This is a genomic window from Pseudomonas ficuserectae, assembly GCF_024584585.1.
Taxonomy (GTDB): domain Bacteria; phylum Pseudomonadota; class Gammaproteobacteria; order Pseudomonadales; family Pseudomonadaceae; genus Aquipseudomonas; species Aquipseudomonas amygdali.
In genome coordinates this window covers 3,867,418-3,880,990 of the sequence record NZ_CP085684.1, presented here as the reverse complement: position 1 = coordinate 3,880,990, position 13,573 = coordinate 3,867,418, and the positions used below count along the sequence as shown (strand labels likewise).

Below are 13,573 nucleotides of genomic sequence, written 5' to 3'. Positions count from 1 at the left end.
TCTTTAAAACAGGCGGCTCAGGTTAGGGAAACTCTGAAAAAGACTTCCTAATTTGGCAAAATCTCCGGACACCAGTCGCCGAGCTTTTCGAGGATGAAACAGATGACCTTCGCCGACGCCGAGTATGCCGGCAAGCGCAAGCAGACCCGTAAGGAATTGTTCCTGATCGAGATGGATCAGGTGGTGCCCTGGAAAGGTTTGATTGCCCTGATTGAGCCCTATTATCCAAAAGGAGAAGGTGGCCGGCCCGCCTACCCACTGATGGCGATGCTGCGTGTTCATCTGATGCAGAACTGGTTCGGCTACAGCGATCCGGCGATGGAAGAAGCGCTGTATGAGACGACCATCCTGCGTCAGTTTTCAGGCCTGAGCCTGGAGCGAATTCCAGACGAAACCACCATTCTCAACTTCCGTCGTCTGCTGGAAAAGCACGAGTTGGCGACCGGGATTCTCGGCGTAATTAATGGTTATCTGGGCGACCGTGGCTTGTCGTTGCGTCAAGGCACCATCGTCGATGCCACGCTGATTCACGCGCCCAGTTCGACCAAGAACAAGGATGGCAAACGCGATCCTGAGATGCATCAAACCAAGAAAGGTAACCAGTACTATTTCGGCGCCAAGGCTCACATCGGCGCCGACGACGAGTCAGGCCTGGTGCACAGCGTGGTAGTAACAGCGGCCAATGTGGCAGACGTCACGCAGGTTGCCAAACTGCTGCACGGCGAGGAAAACGTAGTCTGTGCCGACGCAGGTTACACCGGGGTCGAGAAGCGCGAAGAACACGCTGGGCGCAAGGTCATTTGGCAGATTGCCGCCCGCCGCAGCACTTACAAAAAGCACGGAAAACGCAGTATTTTGTACAAGGCGATCCGCAAAATCGAGAAGGCCAAGGCCCAGGTTCGCGCCAAGGTCGAGCATCCGTTTCGGGTCATCAAACGCCAGTTTGGCTATGAAAAAGTGCGCTTTCGGGGCTTGGCCAAGAACACCGCGCAGATGGTGACGTTGTTCGCCCTGTCAAACCTGTGGATGGCCCGCCGACATTTGTTGGCGAGCGCAGGAGAGGTGCGCGTGTAATGCAGGAAATGGTTACCGCAAAAGGCTTTGCAGCGGCCGAAAGAGCTGAAAAGCGAAGATAATTGAGCAAATTTCGACATGCATCGTTTTTTGAAAAGTGCTGAGGACTCGGTAGCCGGAAAACATCCGGCTACTTCAGACCTTCCTTAGATCAAGTATTAAATAACCTGCCCGGTTGGTTTTTCTGTTTGGTGAAATTGCGGGTTCTGAAACCCGTTTGCACAAACGTGTAGGTGTTTGTTTATAAATAATAAATACCTGACGACAGAAGTTGTAGGAATACTCTGAATGCACGCTGCATGACTTGACTGATCACCGTCTTTAAGCAAGCTGTTTAAATCAACGTTATTTACGTTTTGATTTAAGTGCGGCCTTTTCTTGGCCTGCCTCTAAGGATGGAAAAGATATGAACGATAAATGGAGTGTCGAACAAACAGCAGCAATCTCGGATGTGGTAACGCGGCGTGTTACCGCACGGATCGGAATTTTCTTCGACGGCACGGGAAATAATCGCGTCAACAGCCAGATCGGGGCTGACTGTCAGGCATTGATTGAAATGAATGGTGGTCAGCACATTAAAGAGTGTGCGGGTCGTCATGTTCATCCTGGCAGTAGTTATAGTAATGATCTGAGTAATATAGCCAGGCTGGTTGATCTTTATCGGCTGCAACGTGTCGCCGAAAATGACAGTGCAGGCTTGAAGGTGTACTACCCGATCTATGTAAGCGGGGCGGGTACTACCTCCGGCGGGCGTGATTCGGTATGGCCGGGACAGAGTTTCGGCCGTGGCACCACTGGTGTGATATGCAAAGTGGAAAATGCATTCAGAAAGCTTGAAACGGTATTGAAGGCATTTCCACACGACAACCCGGATTGTGTACTGGAAGCGCTTGAACTGGACATATTCGGCTTCAGTCGAGGGGCTGCGTCGGCCAGGCACCTGGCCAACGAAATCCTGAAACAGCGGGCAGGAATGCTTGAGCCGATACTTCAAAGCCGCAAAGTCAGGCTGAGTGAGCATTTCAGCTGGCGCAACGGCAGTGTACAGCTCAAGGTTATCGGCCTGTTCGACACGGTCGCCGCCATCGGCAGTTTCAGGGATATGGGCAATACCCGGGACGCGAGCAACAGGAGGGTCAATCTGTACCTGCCGCCGGGTTGTGCCCAACAGGTGCTGCATCTGGTTGCTCGTGATGAATCACGGCGCAACTTCGCGCTTAACAGCGTCCTGCCGGAATGGCCGAAAGAAATCGTTTTACCCGGTGCCCATTCCGATATCGGCGGTGGTTATCCTCCTCAGATGGAAGAAAGCGTGTTGCTCACGCGTCCGCAAAGCAGCCTGGTCAACCGTGACAGCCCATGTGAGGCGGCGCCTTGCTGGAAGAACGCCCAGGCCCTGTTAAGTGCCATGAGCCGGGATGACTGGATCGACCCGCTGGACAGACAGGCATTTCTGAGGGTTCAGACCTGCGAAAGCAAATGTTACCCGTGCAGAAAAAACCTGAGTGGCATGAAAACGATCGTTGCTGCAGTGGGTATGAACCGCCAGGTCTTTGGTCACTTGTCGAGGGTGTCGTTACAGGTCATGCATGCACTGGCCTGTGATGAGGGGGTACCTTTCGACCCGGTGCCGAACAGCCCTGAATTTCAGCTTCCTCCCGAGCTCGAAGGCATTTCAGCCCGCCTGATCGATTATGCGCGAGGCGGGCCTTACTCACTGGACAGTCATGAAGAGCAGCTATTGCGCTGGCGCTATATCCATCAGTCTGCGCACTGGAACGCAGTGGTGGGCAGAATGGGCACCTTTAGTGACGCTGTTTTTGTGCATGCCCCGCAACCGGGTGGCAGGACATTGCACCCCAATGTCGGCCAGCCCGGTTATCCGCAATAGGAATCAACGCCCGAGTGGTTCACTCGGGCTATTTGTGAAGGCGCACATTCAGTTCGTCGACCACCATCGCCCATTCGGCATCCTCATGCAGCTGTTCCTTTAGAAAGTCAGCCTGCTGCGGCGTCCAGAAGTCGGCATCAATCAGCTTCACGTCGTCAGGCAGTGGGTGCTTGGCGATGAACGCTTCGATGCTCTCATCGTCCGATTCCAGTCCCAATTGGGTGAACAGGTCGTTGATGGTCGTTGTAGTCTGTTCCATGTCATCTCCTCGCCGGGGGATATCCCCGTCTTCATCAGTTCTTATGGGAGTGGCCGACGTATGCAAGAGTTCGATGCATTTGGCCGTGTGAGAAGATGGCCTTTTGTGCTCTGCCTGCAAGTGATATGTTTCCAGTATCGCCGAATGCACATTGATCGCCTGGCTGGAACCCGTCCAGCCTTTAAGTCGTGGTCAAGCTGGCCGCCGGTTTCAGGGCTCCAGCGCTTTTGCGACACTGCAGTGTACAAAAGGTATATATCCCGTAGCTGCCATGAGCCGGTAGAATCCGCCACCCGCCTGCACAAGGTTTGCGGTGGCGCTTTCAGCGCTTCCGCGTGCAGCGTGCCGGAAAAAATCCGGTCGCTTGACGCGGTCTATGGATTAACCACTTTCTTGACTGCCCTGACATCAGGCAGCCTCATTTTTATGTTTGAGGGTTTGTACTTTGGCTGTAAGTAATCTGGATACCCATGCCTTGTTCGTGCTCGGCGATCTCCGCGCACAGTTGGTCAAGCAGTTTCAGTCCCGTTTTGTCTACATCACCGAGCAGTCAGCCGAAGGTATCTATATCGCTGAAATCGACACCGAAACCGCTCTGGTCGTCGACGACAAGCCGCGCCTGGAGCTCAAGGTGGGCGATCATTTCCGCGCGTCGGTATTGCCAAGCCGTGAAGGCGGCAAGCTCGAATTGAAATTCCGTGAAATCAAAATGACTGTGTATGGATTGGGCGAATATGCATTCGTCGATATCCCTGAAGGCCACGGCATTGTGTTCAAGGAAGGTCAGGCTGTGGTCATGGTGTTTGCCGCAAAAGAGCAGCTGCAGACCGGTATGAGCAAGGTTCTCAAAGGCGCAGTCGGCAAGGCCGCCAAATGGCGCAAGGGCGAGCTGACCTTCAAGGCCAGCGAGTAACGCTGGCCAGGCTGAAGATTCAGCCGCCTGCCGATTCTCCATTGCCAGTGCCGCTACTGACTTCTGCGGGCACATCGTCACCGGCCATGCGCTTGCGGAACAGCGCCGTACGTGCCAGCAGCAGCGTGGTCACAGGCACGGTGATTGCCAGCAGCACCGGAATCAGCCAGGCGTGAATCACCGGCTCTGCCTTCAGTGCAGAGAAATAGATGATCGACGCCAGCGCAACGCACCAGGCGCCCAGCGTCGACGCGAGGGCTGGCGGGTGCATGCGCTGGAAGAAGTCCTTAAGGCGCAGCAGCCCGAGGGCACCGGTCAAGGCAAACAGACTGCTGGCGATCAGTAGCCCGGCGGTCAGTATCTCAGCCCAGAAGGGCACGGTGTTCGGCAGTCCGGTCATTCGATCACTTCTCCGCGCAGCAGGAATTTGGCCAGAGCGAAGGAGCCTACAAAGCCGAACAGGGCAATCAGCATGGCGGCTTCGAAGTACGTGTCACTGGCGTAACGGATGCCGAGCACCAGCATCATCAGCATGGCAATGATGTACAGGTAGTCCAGCGCCAGCACCCGGTCCTGGGCTGACGGACCCTTGAGCAGGCGCAGCAGGGTGATCACCATCGCCAGGGCGAAGATCAGCAGGCTGATCAGGATCGCGTTGTCGAGCAATGCACTCATTGAAAGATCTCCATCAACGGTCGCTCATAGGTGGTCTTGAAGTGTTCGATGAATTGCGCTTCATCCTCCAGATCAAAAACATGCATCAGCAGCACACTGCGATCCAGCGCCAGTTCCGACCATACCGTTCCGGGTACGACCGTGGTGACCATCGCCAGCGCGGCGAGGCCATGGGCATCGTGCAGGTCCAGCGGGATACGCACGAAAGCCGAGCGTGGCGGACGACTTTCGAGCCGCCATACGCTCAAACCGACCTGAAGATTGGACACCACCACATCCCACCCGACCAGGCATAGAAACTTCAGGATTGTGCCAGGTTTGCGGATGCGCACCGGCAGCGGGCGCAGCGGTGCCATCAGCAAGGGCGCGAGCAAGCCCAGCACCGCACCCAGTAGCAGGTGGCCGGGGCTGATCGACAGGTTCAGCACCAGCCACAACAGCCACAGTGCCAGAGAAAGCAGAGGAGCCGGAAACAGGCGCTTCATGGCTGCCCCTCCGAACTGATTTCCTGGCTGGTAGGGCCGGGTATCTGACGTGTGGCAAGGACCGACTGCACATACTGCTTGGGCTCATGCAGCGCGGCGGCGGTGTCCTGGGTATAGCGCAACAAGGGCTCGGCCTTGAACGTCAGCGCAACGCAGAGGCCCAGCAGGATGATGATCGGCAAGCATTCATTGCGTCGCAGCAACGGCGAAGGGCGCTCGTGTGGTGTCCAGAAGCGCTGTGTGCCAAGCCTGGAAAAAGCGATCAGCGACGCCAGCCCGGAGAAGATCAGCAGGCCGATCAGCATCCATGCCGGGGTCGAGAGCGCTTCGTCCTGCGCGACGTCCAGCCCCAGCGGGTTCATCAACGCGCTGAGCAGCGTGAGTTTGCCGATGAACCCCGATAGCGGTGGCATGCCGATAATCAGCAACGCGCAGGCGATAAAGCTCAGGCCCAGAAATGCCATGGTCATGGGTATGACCTGACCGACTACGACTTTCTGCTCGTCGTCCAGGTTGGTGCCGGGTGGCGGATGCAGCGACTCAAGGGTGCGGGGCAGTTGATCCACGTCGTACTCCAGAGGGATCTCGTTGGCCGAGCGGGAACGCTCGACCAATTCGCCCAGCAGGAACATTGCGCTCAGCGCCAGCGTCGAGCTGACCATGTAGAACAGCGCACCCGAAGTCAGGCTCGGCTGGGCAAAACCGACCGCTGACAGCAGAATGCCCGCTGATACCAGTATGCTCAGGCTGGCGAGGCGCTCCAGGCGCTGGGCAGCGATGATTGCAATAGCAGCGGTGAAAATCGTCGCCATGCCGCCGTAGATCAACCAGTCGCCGCCGAAGAATGCCGAGGCCCCGGCCTGACCGGAAAACAGCAGTGTCCACAGGCGTAGCAGGGTGTAAACGCCCACTTTGGTCATGATCGCAAACATGGCCGCTACCGGCGCGCTGGCTGCCGAATAGGCCGGGACCAGCCAGAAGTTCAGCGGCCACATACCTGCCTTGGCCAGAAATGCCGTGGCCAGAATGGCAGCGCCTGCATGCAGCAGGCCCAGATCGGACTCTGCCACTTGCGGGATCTTGATCGCCAGATCGGCGAAGTTAAGCGTGCCGGTTACGCCGTAGATCAGCGCAGCGCCGATCAGGAACAGCGATGAAGCCAGCAGGTTGATCGAAATGTAATGCAGGCCGGTCGACACCCGCGCCCGGCCGGAGCCATGCAGCATCAAGCCGTATGACGCTGCCAGCAGCACTTCAAAGAATACGAACAGGTTGAACAGGTCGGCGGTCAGGAATGCGCCATATAGCCCCATAAGCTGAATCTGGAACAGTGCGTGGAAACTGGCACCGGCCCGGTCCCAGCCCGCCAGTGCGAACAACAGGGCGCAGACACCGATTATGCCGGTCAGCACCAGCATCAGTGCCGACAGGTGATCTACCACCAGCACGATACCGAACGGCACACCCCAGTTGCCTGGCAGGTAGACACCGATCGAACCACTGCTGCCGCTGTGCTGCACCCAGAGAAACAGCACCACGGAAATGCCTAGCCCGAGGATGCTGGAAAACAGATTGATACGTCCCTTGAGCGGCCGATGCTTTTCGCCCAGCCAGAGCATCAGCCCAGCGGTCAGCAAAGGCAGCAGGATCGGCGCAATGATCAGTTGATTCATCCAGCTCATGCCTTGGGCTCCCGGCCATCTACATGGTCGGTGCCGGTCAGGCCTCTGGAGGCGAGCAATACCACCAGAAACAGCGCGGTCATGGCGAAGCTGATGACAATGGCGGTCAGTACCAGCGCCTGCGGCAATGGATCAGTGTAATTGAGCAGGTCTTGGGGAATGCCGTCCTTGATGATCGGTTCTCTGCCGATGAACAGGCTGCCCATGCTGAAAATGAACAGGTTGACCCCGTAGGACAGCAGGCACAGCCCCATGACCACCTGAAAGGTGCGTGGGCGCAGGATCAGCCAGACGCCCGAGGCGGCCAGCACGCCGATGGCGATTGCAATGACTTCTTCCATCAGAGGATTCCTTGCGGGTTGGCAACGGGCTTGGGCAGTTGCGTCGGACGGTGGCTGCGCACCGACTGGTGAGCCAGTGCGGTGAGGATCAGCAGCGTCGAGCCAACGACCACGGCGTACACGCCGACATCAAAGAACAGCGCACTGGCAATGTGAATATCGCCCAGAACCGGCAAATCGATGTGCGCGGTGTGCGTGGTCATGAACGGATAACCCAGCACCATGGAACCGGCTCCGGTCAGAACCGCGCACAACAGGCCTGTGCCCATCCAGCGTAACGGGCGCAGGCTCATTTGCGCCTCGACCCATTGGGTACCTGCCACCATGTATTGCAGAAGGAACGCCACCGACATCACCAGACCGGCCACAAACCCGCCACCTGGCTGGTTATGACCACGAACGAACAGGTACATCGAGATGATGAAGGCAATCGGCAACAGTAATCGCACCAGCGCTGCCGGAACCATCATGAAACCGAGTGCGGTATCGCTGGCACTGCGCGGGTTAACCAGATCAGTCACCACGTCACGGGCCAGCAGGCGTTGCTGTGTGGGCAGCAGAATGCTTTCCTTCGGCGGGCGGAAGCGTCGCAACAGGGCAAACACTGTCAGCGCTACCGCCGCCAGCACGGTGATTTCGCCAAACGTATCGAAGCCGCGGAAATCCACCAGCATCACGTTGACCACGTTGGTACCACCGCCCTGAGGCAGCGCGCGGCTCAGGTAAAAGGACGAAATAGCGTTGGGTGTCTGACGGGTCAGCATGGCGTAGGACAATATCGCCATACCCAGGCCGACAAGAACCGCCAGCCCGAAGTCGCGTATTCGCCGGGTACGAGCGCGCAGGCGCGCGCTCAATGGGGCGACGTCTTCATTGCGTCGCGGCAGCCAGCGCAGACCGAGCAGGATCAGTACCGTCGTCACTACCTCCACGACCAGTTGAGTCAGCGCCAGATCAGGTGCCGAGAACCAGACGAAGGTGATGCAGGTCATCAGGCCGCAGACGCTGACCATGACCAGTGCTGCCAGACGGTGATACTTGCCTTGCCAGGCTGCACCTATTGCGCAGGCAATTGCGATAAGCCAAAGCGTGACAAAAACCCCGGAGCCCGGAATCTTCGGGCGGTCGCCCCAGGTCAGGCCACTGAAATAAATCGGTATGAAGCCGCCCAGTACGGCTGCCAGTACCAGCAGAAACAGTTGCGGCTGCAAGCGACGAGTGCTGACCTTGCGCTCGAAACGCCGCGCCCAGTGCATCATCACCACCTGACTGCGTTCGAAAAAGCGCTTGCCGTTGAGTCTGCCCACCAGCGGCGGGGCAGTAATGCGCTCGTGCTTGAGAGGTTTGCGGAGCAATAGATACAGGATGATACCGCCAGCCATCGCCACCAGGCTCATAACCATCGGCAGGTTCCAGCCGTGCCAGATCGCCAGGCTGTATTCGGGCAATGTTCCGCCGACTACCGGGCGCGCAGCGGCGGCGAGCAGGGGAGCGACCGATTGCGCCGGGAAAATCCCCACGATCAGGCACGTCAGCACCAGCAGTTCTACCGGCGCACGCATCCAGCGCGGCGGCTCATGCGGCAAGTGCGGCAGGTCCTTGGCCGCCGGACCGAAAAACACATCGACCGTGAAGCGCAGCGAATAGGCAACGCTGAATATCCCGGCGATGGTCGCGATCACTGGCAAGGCAATTTCGACCCAGGCAGTGGCGGAAATGAACACGGTTTCGGCAAAGAACATTTCCTTGGACAGAAACCCGTTGAGCAGCGGCACGCCTGCCATCGATGCACTGGCGACCATCGCCAGTGTTGCGGTGTAGGGGAGCAGCTTCACCAGCCCACTGAGACGCCGGATATCTCGCGTTCCGCTCTCGTGGTCGATAATCCCGGCGGCCATGAACAGCGAGGCCTTGAAGGTAGCGTGGTTGAGAATGTGAAAGACCGCAGCTACCGCAGCCAGCGGGCTGTTGAGGCCCAGCAACAGCGTGATCAGGCCCAGATGACTGATGGTCGAGTAGGCCAGCAGGCCCTTCAGATCATTCTGGAAGATGGCCGCGTAGGCACCCAGAATCAGCGTGCAGGCACCTGCGCCGCTGACGATCCAGAACCATTGCTCAGTGCCGGACAACGCAGGCCACATTCGTGCCATGAGAAACACCCCGGCCTTGACCATGGTCGCCGAGTGCAGATACGCCGACACGGGTGTAGGGGCGGCCATTGCGTGGGGCAGCCAGAAATGGAACGGGAACTGGGCGCTTTTGGTCAGCGCGCCGATCAGAATCAGGGTCAGTAACACCGGGTACAGGGCATGCGCACGAATCGCGTCGCCGGAGGCCAGGACACGGTCCAGGTCGTAACTGCCGGCCACATGGCCGAGGATCATCATGCCGGCCAGCAGCGCCAGACCGCCTGCGCCGGTGACCATCAGCGCCATGTACGCGCCGCGCCGTGCATCGGCGCGGTGGTGCCAGTAGCCGATCAGCAAGAACGAGAACAGGCTGGTCAGCTCCCAGAAAAACACGATCTGAATCAGATTGCCGGACATCACCAGGCCGAGCATGGCGCCCATGAAAGCCAGGAAAAACGCGAAGAAACGCGGTACCGGATCATCCGGCGACATGTAGTAGCGGGCGTAGAGCGAGACCAGCGCACCAATGCCCAGCACCAGCATCGAAAACAGCCAGGCGAAGCCGTCGATACGCAGAACGAAGTTCATCCCAAGGCTCGGCAGCCAGAAGTACTCTTCGCGAATAACGCCGCCGTCGGCGATCTGCGGGAACCACAATGCCATCTGGATAGCGCCGATGAGGGCGACCAGACCGGCCAGAAACGATTCTGCGTTACGCGCGTTGTGCGGCAAAAAGGCCGCCAGACAGCTGCCGATGAAAGGCAGAAGCAGTAGAACTATCAGGGACATAGGCTTCTAATCTGCAGGGGAATGTCAAGCATCATACGTGCCAGACACCCCGATACCAAAGGGACTGTTTCCGAAATTTCCTACAAAAAGTGTCTGCTGTTTTTAAGACAGCAAAAAGTTGTCACGGGACATGTGTTTCACGGCGCACAATAGCCGCCGTTCACTCGGCTTTGCGTATGCCATCTTCTTCAGCAAGGCTCTGTTCACCGGGGGCAGAACGCCGCTTCATTTCGCTGACGATCACCCCGGCCACAATCAGTGCTGCGCCCAGCAGGGCGATACCCGGCAAGCGCTCCCCGGCAAGTCTTCCGACAATCCCGGCCCAGACCGGTTCACCGGCATAAATCACGGTGGCGCGTGTAGGCGAAACACTTTTCTGTGCCCAATTCATCGCGATCTGGATAATCGCACTCATCGCGCCAAGTCCCACCGCGCTGAGCACCAGCAGCCAGGAGAAATCCGGCAAGCGTTCCTGAGTCGGCACAATCATCAGAAAGGCCAGGGCGGAGGCGGTTGCCAGCTGCACCACGGTGACCCGCCGCACATCGACCTTGCCGGCATAGGCGCTGATCATGATGATCTCGGCGGCGATGGCCACCGCGCTGATCAGCGTGACGATCTCGCCGGAGTTGAGTTGCAGGGAAGCACCTTGCGGCCCTGATACCAGCATCAGCCCGGTAAAGGCGAGGAGGATGCCCAGTGTCGGCATCAGGCCCGGTCGACGGCCAAGCACCAACCATTGCAATAAAGGCACGCAGGGTACGTAGAGCGCTGTGATGAAGGCGGACTGGCTGCTTGGGATGGTTTGCAGTCCAATGGTCTGCAAGCCATAACCAAGCATGATCGCGGTGCCGATGAATACGCCGGCCTTGAGTTCAAGAAAGGTCAGTCCGCGCAGCACCTTCATTGAAAACAGCGCTACGATAAGCGCCGCTGCGGCGAAACGCACACCGACGAAGAGCATAGGGCCGCTGACGGTCAGCGCATGCTGTACCAGTAAAAAAGTGCCTCCCCAGAGCATGGTAATCAGAATCAGAACGGCTTCTGCCTTGCTGATGCGGGGTAATCGGCTGATAGACTTCATGTCAGCTCCAGATTCCTGTGAACGGCTATAAATGACGATGCGCCTGATGAGAGGCTGAGCACCCTGAAAATGGTCTCGAATTGGGCAGTATAATGCGCAACGGTTTGATGTGAGCACCACCATGCACAAAGAAAATTCCCCGCGCCCAGCCGTGTTGCAGCACGTCAGCCAGAACGTACGGCGCTTGCGCAACTGCGCTGACCTCAGCCAGACCGCCCTGGCAGAAAAGTCCGGGGTCAGCCGCCGCATGCTGGTCGCTATCGAGGCGGGAGAGAAAAACGTCAGTCTGGCGACGCTGGACCGGGTAGCAGAAGCATTGGAGGTGGCGTTCAGCGATCTGATCCAGGCCCCCGAAAATCGCGATTACAGCCGTATCAACGAACTGGCCTGGGCGGGTACGATTTCTGGCAGCAAGGCCGTGCTGCTGGCCCGAGCGATTGCCCGCCGGGAAGTCGAGCTGTGGGAGTTCTGCCTGGAGCCCGGCGATGCCTATGTCTCGGAAGCCGATCCGGACGGCTGGAGTGAGCAGGTGTATATCGTAGAAGGGTATCTGACTCTGCGCCTCTCCGATCCTGCGGCCGTGCAACAGATAGGTCCAGGCGAGTTTTTCATGTTCCCCAGCAATCAGCCGCACCGCTATTGCAATGAGGCTGACGTGCCCTTGCGCTTTGTGCGCAACGTCGTGCTCTGACCTTCCTGTTCTATTATCGCAACTGACCGAGGCGCTGTTCGATGAGCGAAGACCCTAACCAGACAGCTGACATTCTGATCATCGGCGGCGGTCTGAGCGGCACCATGCTGGCGGCGCAGTTGCTACGCAGGCCTGGCCAGCGCCGGATCCTGATCATCGAAACCCGCAGCGAGCTTGGCCGGGGCGAGGCCTACAGCGCAACAGAGCCGGGCCATACGCTCAATGGCAATGCGGCGCGCATGAGCGTCGACCCCGATGCCCCGGACGACCTCACGCGCTGGCTGACGGCCTATCTGGCCGAGGGCGGCTGGCCTGAAGCGGCCGGGCAGAAGGTCCCGGTCGCCGAGCTGTTCCCGCCGCGCGGTGTGTTCGGGCTTTATGTCCAGCAGCGGTTGCGTGAAGCCCGTGGCGCTGGCGAGGTGTTTGGCTCGACGGCAACGCATGTGCCCGGCGAAGCGGTTGATGTACAGATCGATGAACACGGCGTGAGCGTGACGCTGGCCGACGGTCGTCTATTGCGTGGCAGTCGGGCCGTGCTGGCGACCGGTATGTACGCCGCTTCACGCACACCGCAGCGTGAGTCGAACGCACTGAACGCGGCAGCGCTGGACCCTTGGAATGTACAGGCAATGCAACAGCTCGATGCACAGTCCAGGGTGTTGATCATTGGCTCGGGGCTGACCATGGTCGATGCGCTGGTCTCGCTGGAAAAGGCCGGGCACCGCGGGCCGATTCAGATCTATTCCCGGCATGGCCTGCTGCCCCATGTGCGACGCCAGCCCCCGGAATGGTCTGATTTTCTGGCGCAGGACCCGAGTATCCGCAGCACTCGCCAACTGGTACGCAAGGTGCGCGAGCAGTGCGAGCTGGCCATCGAAAGCGGCATTGACTGGCAGGCCCCGCTGGACACTGTGCGCGCCAACATCGGCAGGCTATGGAATCAGGCCAGTGACAGGCAGCGCCGTCAGTTTGTCCGTCATGTACGACCATGGTGGGAGAGTCATCACCATCGCTCGCCGCCGCCCAGCGCCGCACTGCTGGCGCGGCTGATCAGGCAAGGTCGGCTGAGCATTGACGCCGCTTCATTGCAAACTGTTGCGAGCCTGCCGTCAGGCCAGGTGCAGATCAGCGTGCGTCGGCGCGGTGATAGCGAACCGACGCAGATCGTTGGCGATGCCTTGATCAACTCCACCGGCATCGAGTACGACTGGCGACGCGTGGATCGCCCGTTGCCTCGGCAGTTGCTGCTGCGAGGTTTGATTCAGCCCGGACCGCTTGCGCTGGGCATTGCTGCCGACGCCGGTGGCGCGGTGCTCGACGCGCAAGGTCACTGCTCGTCACGCCTGTTCGCCATGGGCCCGCCACTGCGCGGCATGTGGTGGGAAAGCACCGCAGTGACCGACGTGGCGATTCAGGCCAAGGCGCTGGCGATGCGTTTGTCGTGAAGCGCCGCGTGATCAGGAGAGGACGCAGAGCGTCCAGAAAGACATACGCACGCGTAGCATGGGCACGATAGCGTTCTTGCGGACAGCGCTCGTTCCTCACGCTCCAGCGTGGGAA

13 protein-coding genes are annotated in these 13,573 nt (G+C 58.9%); 5 read left to right on the top strand and 8 right to left on the bottom strand.

Annotated features, from left to right (window positions below; genetic code table 11):
• The first annotated feature begins 93 nt into the window (after positions 1-93).
• Positions 94-1,074: an IS5-like element ISPsy2 family transposase gene (locus LJU29_RS17000; protein WP_054078085.1), complete on the top strand. Its 981-nt coding sequence runs from the start codon at positions 94-96 to the stop codon at positions 1,072-1,074.
• Between the two features lie 406 nt (positions 1,075-1,480).
• Positions 1,481-2,965: a T6SS phospholipase effector Tle1-like catalytic domain-containing protein gene (locus LJU29_RS16995; protein WP_005754426.1), complete on the top strand. Its 1,485-nt coding sequence runs from the start codon at positions 1,481-1,483 to the stop codon at positions 2,963-2,965.
• A gap of 28 nt (positions 2,966-2,993) precedes the next feature.
• Here the strand turns inward: LJU29_RS16995 and LJU29_RS16990 are convergent, their stop codons facing one another.
• Positions 2,994-3,224 carry a DUF2789 domain-containing protein gene (locus tag LJU29_RS16990; protein ID WP_004656835.1) on the bottom strand — a complete coding sequence of 77 codons (231 nt, stop codon included), beginning with the start codon at positions 3,222-3,224 and terminating at the stop codon, positions 2,994-2,996.
• 445 nt (positions 3,225-3,669) lie between these two features.
• Here LJU29_RS16990 and LJU29_RS16985 point away from each other — a divergent pair, with 445 nt between their 5' ends.
• On the top strand, positions 3,670-4,137 hold the full coding sequence (locus LJU29_RS16985; RefSeq protein ID WP_002554073.1) for a hypothetical protein: 468 nt from the start codon (positions 3,670-3,672) through the stop codon (positions 4,135-4,137).
• Between the two features lie 19 nt (positions 4,138-4,156).
• Here LJU29_RS16985 and LJU29_RS16980 read toward each other — a convergent pair whose 3' ends face one another.
• The 7 genes from LJU29_RS16980 to LJU29_RS16950 all read right to left on the bottom strand — a co-directional run bounded on the left by LJU29_RS16980 (position 4,157) and on the right by LJU29_RS16950 (position 11,322).
• Positions 4,157-4,537, bottom strand: coding sequence for a Na+/H+ antiporter subunit G (locus LJU29_RS16980; RefSeq protein ID WP_002554072.1), 381 nt, complete (start codon positions 4,535-4,537; stop codon positions 4,157-4,159).
• Positions 4,534-4,812 carry a K+/H+ antiporter subunit F gene (locus tag LJU29_RS16975; RefSeq protein WP_002554071.1) on the bottom strand — a complete coding sequence of 93 codons (279 nt, stop codon included), beginning with the start codon at positions 4,810-4,812 and terminating at the stop codon, positions 4,534-4,536. Before LJU29_RS16975 ends, LJU29_RS16980 begins: the two co-directional genes overlap by 4 nt.
• Complete coding sequence (locus LJU29_RS16970) at positions 4,809-5,297, bottom strand: Na+/H+ antiporter subunit E (protein WP_005732668.1); 489 nt, start codon at positions 5,295-5,297, stop codon at positions 4,809-4,811. Before LJU29_RS16970 ends, LJU29_RS16975 begins: the two co-directional genes overlap by 4 nt.
• Positions 5,294-6,979, bottom strand: coding sequence for a monovalent cation/H+ antiporter subunit D (locus tag LJU29_RS16965; RefSeq protein ID WP_257110969.1), 1,686 nt, complete (start codon positions 6,977-6,979; stop codon positions 5,294-5,296). The genes LJU29_RS16970 and LJU29_RS16965 overlap by 4 nt, the downstream gene beginning before the upstream one ends.
• Positions 6,976-7,320 carry a Na+/H+ antiporter subunit C gene (locus tag LJU29_RS16960; protein WP_002554068.1) on the bottom strand — a complete coding sequence of 115 codons (345 nt, stop codon included), beginning with the start codon at positions 7,318-7,320 and terminating at the stop codon, positions 6,976-6,978. The genes LJU29_RS16965 and LJU29_RS16960 overlap by 4 nt, the downstream gene beginning before the upstream one ends.
• Positions 7,320-10,238 (bottom strand): monovalent cation/H+ antiporter subunit A, encoded by a 2,919-nt coding sequence (locus LJU29_RS16955; RefSeq protein ID WP_257110968.1) that lies wholly within the window; start codon positions 10,236-10,238, stop codon positions 7,320-7,322. The genes LJU29_RS16960 and LJU29_RS16955 overlap by 1 nt, the downstream gene beginning before the upstream one ends.
• A gap of 160 nt (positions 10,239-10,398) precedes the next feature.
• A complete protein-coding gene (locus LJU29_RS16950; protein WP_005754419.1) occupies positions 10,399-11,322 on the bottom strand; it encodes a DMT family transporter in 924 nt (307 codons plus the stop codon).
• Between the two features lie 121 nt (positions 11,323-11,443).
• Here LJU29_RS16950 and LJU29_RS16945 point away from each other — a divergent pair, with 121 nt between their 5' ends.
• Both LJU29_RS16945 and LJU29_RS16940 read left to right on the top strand, forming a co-directional pair.
• On the top strand, positions 11,444-12,013 hold the full coding sequence (locus LJU29_RS16945) for a helix-turn-helix domain-containing protein (RefSeq protein WP_004665725.1): 570 nt from the start codon (positions 11,444-11,446) through the stop codon (positions 12,011-12,013).
• Between the two features lie 41 nt (positions 12,014-12,054).
• Positions 12,055-13,458, top strand: coding sequence for an FAD/NAD(P)-binding protein (locus LJU29_RS16940; RefSeq protein WP_054994793.1), 1,404 nt, complete (start codon positions 12,055-12,057; stop codon positions 13,456-13,458).
• Positions 13,459-13,573 lie beyond the last annotated feature (115 nt).

Bases quoted from the DNA above. Each gene is read 5' to 3' on its own strand.
- LJU29_RS17000 (WP_054078085.1), top strand. From the start codon at position 94: ATGAAACAGATGACCTTCGCCGACGCCGAGTATGCCGGCAAGCGCAAG.
- LJU29_RS16995 (WP_005754426.1), top strand. From the start codon at position 1,481: ATGAACGATAAATGGAGTGTCGAACAAACAGCAGCAATCTCGGATGTG.
- LJU29_RS16990 (WP_004656835.1), bottom strand. From the start codon at position 3,224: ATGGAACAGACTACAACGACCATCAACGACCTGTTCACCCAATTGGGA.
- LJU29_RS16980 (WP_002554072.1), bottom strand. From the start codon at position 4,537: ATGACCGGACTGCCGAACACCGTGCCCTTCTGGGCTGAGATACTGACC.
- LJU29_RS16975 (WP_002554071.1), bottom strand. From the start codon at position 4,812: ATGAGTGCATTGCTCGACAACGCGATCCTGATCAGCCTGCTGATCTTC.
- LJU29_RS16970 (WP_005732668.1), bottom strand. From the start codon at position 5,297: ATGAAGCGCCTGTTTCCGGCTCCTCTGCTTTCTCTGGCACTGTGGCTG.
- LJU29_RS16965 (WP_257110969.1), bottom strand. From the start codon at position 6,979: ATGAGCTGGATGAATCAACTGATCATTGCGCCGATCCTGCTGCCTTTG.
- LJU29_RS16960 (WP_002554068.1), bottom strand. From the start codon at position 7,320: ATGGAAGAAGTCATTGCAATCGCCATCGGCGTGCTGGCCGCCTCGGGC.
- LJU29_RS16955 (WP_257110968.1), bottom strand. From the start codon at position 10,238: ATGTCCCTGATAGTTCTACTGCTTCTGCCTTTCATCGGCAGCTGTCTG.
- LJU29_RS16950 (WP_005754419.1), bottom strand. From the start codon at position 11,322: ATGAAGTCTATCAGCCGATTACCCCGCATCAGCAAGGCAGAAGCCGTT.
- LJU29_RS16945 (WP_004665725.1), top strand. From the start codon at position 11,444: ATGCACAAAGAAAATTCCCCGCGCCCAGCCGTGTTGCAGCACGTCAGC.
- LJU29_RS16940 (WP_054994793.1), top strand. From the start codon at position 12,055: ATGAGCGAAGACCCTAACCAGACAGCTGACATTCTGATCATCGGCGGC.